The organism is Actinoalloteichus spitiensis RMV-1378, from assembly GCF_000239155.1.
GTDB classification, from domain to species: domain Bacteria; phylum Actinomycetota; class Actinomycetes; order Mycobacteriales; family Pseudonocardiaceae; genus Actinoalloteichus_B; species Actinoalloteichus_B spitiensis.
In genome coordinates this window covers 1-6,219 of record NZ_AGVX02000025.1, presented here as the reverse complement: position 1 = coordinate 6,219, position 6,219 = coordinate 1, and the positions used below count along the sequence as shown (strand labels likewise).

General features: G+C 72.6%; 4 protein-coding genes and 1 pseudogene. 2 read left to right on the top strand and 3 right to left on the bottom strand.

The window, feature by feature from the left end:
• A pseudogene (locus ACTIDRAF_RS0201460) lies at positions 1–372 on the bottom strand (proline dehydrogenase family protein); the annotation flags it as partial.
• 25 nt (positions 373–397) lie between these two features.
• Entirely contained in the window at positions 398–2,023 is a 1,626-nt protein-coding gene (gene pruA / locus ACTIDRAF_RS0201455; protein ID WP_016696939.1) for an L-glutamate gamma-semialdehyde dehydrogenase, read from the bottom strand.
• Between the two features lie 142 nt (positions 2,024–2,165).
• Between pruA and ACTIDRAF_RS0201450 the strand changes: the two genes are divergently transcribed.
• The gene (locus ACTIDRAF_RS0201450) at positions 2,166–3,782 is read left to right on the top strand and encodes a PucR family transcriptional regulator (protein ID WP_026065665.1); all 1,617 of its coding nucleotides are present in this window, start codon (positions 2,166–2,168) and stop codon (positions 3,780–3,782) included.
• A 189-nt stretch (positions 3,783–3,971) separates the two neighbouring features.
• Here the strand turns inward: ACTIDRAF_RS0201450 and ACTIDRAF_RS0201445 are convergent, their stop codons facing one another.
• Positions 3,972–4,532 carry a TetR/AcrR family transcriptional regulator gene (locus ACTIDRAF_RS0201445; protein WP_016696935.1) on the bottom strand — a complete coding sequence of 187 codons (561 nt, stop codon included), beginning with the start codon at positions 4,530–4,532 and terminating at the stop codon, positions 3,972–3,974.
• A 58-nt stretch (positions 4,533–4,590) separates the two neighbouring features.
• Here ACTIDRAF_RS0201445 and ACTIDRAF_RS0201440 point away from each other — a divergent pair, with 58 nt between their 5' ends.
• A complete protein-coding gene (locus ACTIDRAF_RS0201440) occupies positions 4,591–6,111 on the top strand; it encodes an MFS transporter (RefSeq protein WP_016696934.1) in 1,521 nt (506 codons plus the stop codon).
• Positions 6,112–6,219 lie beyond the last annotated feature (108 nt).

Sequence of the window (6,219 nt, the reverse complement as noted above, 5' to 3'; positions counted from 1 at the left end):
GGCCTCGCACACCCGGCGGGCGTTGTCGAGGGCGATCCGCTGCCCGTCCGATCCCAGGAACTGGCCGACGGCGGACAGCTTGAGCGACACCTCGGCAGCCTGGGCCAGGTTCGCCGTCCGCAGCCGGTCCAGCAGTCGCACGTAGGCGTCGACGGTCGCGTCCGCCTGCTCCCGATCCGTGGTGTCCTCGCCGAGGTGGTCGAGGGTGATGCGCAACCCGTCGTCGGCCAGCGCCGTGGTGGCGGCGACGGCCTCGTCGAGGGTGGCGCCGGCGACGAAGCGCCGCACCACGTACCTGGTCGCCGGGGTCCGTTCGACGACGGTTCTGGCGAGCGGCGAGCGGCCCGCCGCGAGCAGGATGGATCGCAACATGGGGTTTCTCCTCACGCGGTGATGCTCAGCCCTGGTGCGGGTAACCGCTCGTCGTCGGTGGCACCAGCGTCTCCTTGAGGGAGCGCGGGCTGGTCCAGCGCAGCAGGTTCAGCACGGAGCCGGCCTTGTCGTTGGTGCCGGAGGCCCGGGCACCGCCGAAGGGCTGTTGGCCGACGACGGCGCCGGTGGGCTTGTCGTTGACGTAGAAGTTGCCGGCGGCGAACCGCAGTTGCTCGCTGGCGTAGGCGATGGCGGCGCGGTCCTGGGCGATGATCGCTCCGGTGAGCGCGTACGGGGAGACGCTCTCCATCTGGCGGACGACCTTCTCGAAGTCGGCGTCGTCGTAGACGTGCACGGCGAGCACCGGCCCGAAGTACTCGTCGCGGAACACCTCGTGCTCGGGGTCGGTGCCGACGAGGACCGTCGGCCGCACGAAGTAGCCCTCGCTGTCGTCGGCGGTGCCGCCGGCGATGACCTCGAGCGTCGGGTCGGTGCGGGCCATGTCCAGCACCCGGGACAGCTTGGCGAAGGAGCGGTCGTCGATGACGGCGCCCATGAAGTGGGACAGGTCGGTGACGTCACCCATGGTGAGGGCCTCGACCTCGGCGACGAGGTCGTCGCGCAGCCTGGTCCACACCGAGCGGGGGATGTAGGCGCGGGACGCGGCGGAGCACTTCTGGCCCTGGAACTCGAAGGCACCCCGGACGAGGGCGGTCCGCAGGGTGTCGACGTCGGCGGAGGGGTGGGCGAGGACGAAGTCCTTGCCGCCGGTCTCGCCCACGATCCTCGGGTAGCCCCGGTAGTTGGCGATGTTGGCGCCGACCGCGCTCCACAGGTGCTGGAAGGTGGCGGTGGAGCCGGTGAAGTGGATGCCGGCGAGGTCGGGCTGGGCGAGTGCCACCTCGGAGACGTCCAGGCCGTCACCGGTGACGAGGTTGATGACGCCCGGCGGGAGGCCGGCCTCCTCGAGCAGCCGCATGGTGAGGTGCGCGGCGAAGCTCTGGGTGGGGGCGGGCTTCCAGACGACGGTGTTGCCCATCAGCGCGGGGGCGGTGGGGAGGTTGCCGGCGATGGCGGTGAAGTTGAAGGGCGTGATCGCGTAGACGAAGCCCTCCAGCGGCCGGTGGTCCATCCGGTTCCACACGCCGGCGGAGCTGCGGGGCTGCTCGGTGAGGATGTCCCGGCCGTACTGGACGTTGAAGCGCCAGAAGTCGGCGAGTTCGCAGGCGGAGTCGATCTCGGCCTGGATGGCGGTCTTGGACTGGCCGAGCATGGTGGCGGCGTTCAGCGTGGAGCGCCAGGGGCCGCTGAGCAGGTCGGCGGCGCGCAGCAGCACGGCGGCGCGGTCGTCGTAGCTGAGGGCGCGCCAGCCGGGGGCGGCCTGGCGGGCGGCCTCGACGGCGTCGGTGGCGTCCTGCTGGGTGGCGTTGCCGAGGGTGCCGAGCACGTGGCGGTGGTTGTGCGGCTGCACGACGTCGATCCGCCGGCCACCGCCCATCCGCTGTTCACCGCCGATGGTGAGCGTCAGCTCGCGGGGCTCGGCGGCCAGCTCGGTCAGCTTCGCCTGCAGCTCCGCGCGCTCGGGTGTGCCCGGCGCGTAGGAGAGGACAGGTTCGTTCTGCGGCGTCGGAACGTTGGTGACGGCGTCCACAGGACGGCTCCTTCCGGCGGTGGGTGGATCGATGTGACGCACCCTAGGCCCGGGGAGGCGCGGCAGGCTTGGCCGACTGGCTAGTGTTCGGGGTGGAAGTTTGTTCGATCGGACGAAGGGCTCGGGTGTGACGGTGCGGGGTGTGTCCGCCGCGGGGTCGCCGGGGGCGTCGCTGCGGCAGCTGCTGCTGGCCCTGGACGACCCGTTGGTGGAGCTGGTGGCGGCCCCTTCCGGGTTGGACGTGGTCATCGGTGAGGTGGTGATCCTGGACCCGGAGGACGCGCCGGACACGCAGCGGGGGGATCTGATCCTGCTGATCGGGGCGCGGGACGCCTCGGCGTTGCCGGCGGTGCGGGCGGCGGGGCGACGGGGTGCGGCGGCGGTGGCGGTGAAGGTGACGTCGGCGGGGGCGTCGGACGCGTTGCGGACGGCGGCGGTGGATGCGGGGGTGGCGTTGTTGGCGGTGCGGCCGGCCGCCCGGTGGGAGCAGGTGGAGTCGCTGGCCAGCGGGGTGGTGAGCCGTGCGCGGGTGAGCGCGGACGCCGACGAGGGGGAGGTGTTGGGGGACCTGTTCTCGACGGCGCAGACGGTGGCGCATCTGACGGGCGGGATCGTGAGCATCGAGGACACGGCGGCGCGGGTGCTGGCCTATTCGCGGTCCTCGGGTGAGGTGGACGAGTTGCGGAGGTTGTCGATCCTGGGGCGGCAGGGGCCGGAGCCGTACCTGGAGATGCTGCGCGAGTGGGGGGTGTACCAGCGGTTGCGGTCGGGGGAGGACGTGGTGCGGATCGACGAACGGCCTGACCTGGGCATTCGGCGGCGGATCGCGGTTGGGGTGCACGCGGGCGGGCGGCCGTTGGGGGCGATCTGGGTGCAGGAGGGGGAGGAGCCGTTGACCGAGCACGCGGAGCGGTCGTTGTTGGGGGCGGCGCGGGTGACGGCCCTGCAGCTGGTGCGGCACCGCAACGAGCCCTCGGCGGGGTTGCGGCTGCGGGAGAATCTGCTGGCCGGGTTGTTGAACGGGCGCCTGGACCCGTCGGCGGCGGCCGGGCAGTTGGGGGTGGATTCCCGGCGGCCGGCGGCGGTGGTGGCGTTCGCCTCCCGGGCGGAGTCGCCGGGGGCGGTGCTGGACCGGCCCGAGTTGGAGTTGCGGCGTGACCAGTTGGGGAACGTGATCTCGATGCACGCCGCCGCGTTCCGGCGGGGGGCGCTGGTGAGCCAGTTGGGTACCCGCACCTACGCGTTGCTGCCGGAGCTGAGCGGTTCCGGGGAGGCGGCGGTGGTGGGGTTGGCGCGGGAGATCATTTCGGCGTCGCGGGGTATCGGGCTGGTGGTGCGGGCCGCGGTGGGGTCGGTGGTGCCCGAGTTGGGGGGTGCGGCGGACTCGCGGCGGCAGGCGGACCGGGTGCTGGACGCGATGGCCGGGGACGCGTCGGCGCGGGTGGCGACGATCGCGGACTGGCGTGCGGAGGTGTTGGTCAGCGAGACGGTGGACCTGCTGGCCGAGCACCCGTCGATCCGGGATCCGAGGGTCACCGCGCTGCGTCGGCATGACGACAGGAACAACGGTGCGCTGGTGGAGTCGGTGGTGGCGTACCTGGAGTCGTTCGGGGACGTCCGGGCGGCGGCGCGGCGGTTGCACGTGCACCCGAACACGCTGCGGTACCGCATCCGGCGGGCGGAGGAGGTCAGCGGTCTCGATCTGGGGGACGCACGGCAGCGCCTGTTCACGGAGCTCCAGCTGCGGCTGCGCGAGTGAGCCTGCCGGCCCCGCGGTGGGGTGTGGCTGGGTGGTCGCTGCTCGTCCCGGTGTGCTGGCTGCCCGTCCCGCGGGGCGGGGTGGTTGCGGGTCTCCGGCGGCCGACGTGGTGGAGCGGGGTGGGCGTGCCCCTCCTCCCCCTGCCGGAGCGGATGCGTCCGGCAGGGGGAGGAGGGGCGGAGGGCGGGGTCAGGTCAGGGCGGCAAGGGCGGCGGCGAGGGCGTGCGGGTCACGGACGGTGGCGGGGTCCACGAGGGCCTGGGCGACGAGGCCGGTGATGAGGGAGTAGACGAGGGTTCCCGTCCCCTGTTCCTCAGCGGAGCCCGGGGTGACCTCGGGAATGCCGAGCACCACGGCGGCCAGTTCGCAGCGGGCGCCGACGAGCCGTTGGGCGAGTTGCGCCCGGAACTCGGGGTCGATCTGCGCGTGGGCCATGGCCTGGAGGCCGGCGACCTGGAGGTCCCGTGAGTCGGGGAGCCGCTGGAGGAGGTGGGTGACCAACGCGGTGAGCCGCTGGTGGGGTGTGTCGCCGCCGACCGCGCGGACCGCTACCTCGAGGGCGTCGCCCCACTCGCTGGTCAGCTCGAGGGCGGCGAGGTTCATGAGCCGATCCTTGGACCCGAAGTGGTAGCCGATGGACCCCAGGTGCGCTCCGGAGGCGGCGGCGATGTCACGGGCGGTGGTGCCGCTGTAGCCCTTGTCGATGAGGCACCGCTTCGCTCCAGTCAGGAGGGCGTCGCGCTGGTTCATGAGGACAGCGTACCCCGGTGCTTTGTACGTACGTTTTGAACGTACGTACAATCAAGACATGGCTTCGACACCAACACCACCACGCGCCTGGGCGGGCCTGGTCGTCCTGCTGCTCCCCGCGCTGCTGACCTCCATGGACATCTCGATCCTGTTCGTCGCCGGCCCGGCCATCAGCCACGACCTGGCTCCCTCGGCGGGCCAGTGGCTGTGGATGATGGACATCTACAGCTTCGTGCTGGCTGGACTGCTGATCACGATGGGCGACCTCGGCGACCGCATCGGCCGGCGTCGGCTGCTCCTCCTGGGAGCCGTCCTCTTCGGCGTGGGCTCCGCCGGGCTGACCTTCGCACCCTCCCCCGAGTGGTTCATCGCCGGCAGGGCGTTACTCGGGGTGGGTGCCGCCACGCTCGCGCCCTCCACGCTCGCCCTGATCCGGACGATGTTCGCGGGTGAGGACCACCGCCGGGCGGCCGTCGGCGCGTGGACGGTGGCGTTCAGCGGGGGCGCCGTGGCCGGTCCGATCGTCGGCGGCCTGCTCCTGGAGCACTTCTGGTGGGGCTCGGTGTTCCTGGTCAACGTGCCCGTGATGGCACTGTTGGTGGTCACCGTGCCGTACCTGGTTCCCGAGTCCCGGGCGGAGACAACGGCGTCCTTCGACGGCGCCGGGGCGGTCCTCTCGCTCGTGGGGATCATCGCCCTGGTCAACGGCGGTAAGCTCGTCCCCGAGCAGGGCGCGGCGCCCTCCGCGCTGCTGAGCCTCGTGCTCGGCGTGGTGTTCCTGGTGTGGTTCGTCGTCCGGCAGCGGCGCGCGGCGAACCCGCTGCTGGACCTTTCCCTGTTCCGACAGCCCGCGTTCGGCGTCGCGGTCGCGTCGAACCTGGTGGTCTCGGTGGTGATGGCCGGGCTCGGCCTCCTCGCCTTCACCTTCCTCCAGACCGTGCACGGCATGGAGCCCCTGCGAGCCGCGCTGGTGGCGCTACCGACGTTCGCGGGCACGTTCCTGGGGGCGGCCGCCGCCTCCGCCGCCGCTACCCGCCTACGGCCGCACGTGCTCGTCGTGGGCGGCTTCCTGGTCTCGGCGACGGGAATGGCCACGATCGGTGTGGTCGGCCCGGACACGCCCGTTCCGGTGTTCATCGCCGGCTACACGACGCTGACCTTCGGCATCGGCTGTGTCAGCACGCTGGCCAGCAGCCTGGTCCTCGATCACGCTCCGCCCGAGCGGGCCGGCTCCGCCGCCAGCGTGTCCGAGACGGGCATCACGCTCGGCGACGCGCTGGGCATCGCCCTGTTCGGCACCGTGTCCGCCGCGGTCTACCGGGGTCTGATGGCGCGGGAGGACGTCGGAGCGGGGTCGGAGGCGCAGGAGACCGTGGTGGGCGCGCTCGCGCACGCGTGGTCGCTGCCTCCGGAGCAGGGATCGGTGCTGTTGCGCGCGGCCTTCGAGTCCTTCACCTCGGGCATGACCACCGTCGCGCTGGCCGCCTCGGCCCTGCTCGCCGTCACCGCGGTGCTGGTCGGAACGGTGCTGGGGCGCCGGCCGAGTACTCGGCCGGCGGTGTCCGGCCCTCGGCGGTGAGGACCTCCCGCTCCGGGCCGGGGAAGTGGGCCGGCCGCGAGCACTGGTCGGGACCGGGAACCGCGCCCCCTCGGAGCGGGCCCTGCCCGCTCCGACAGCGCGCCGCCC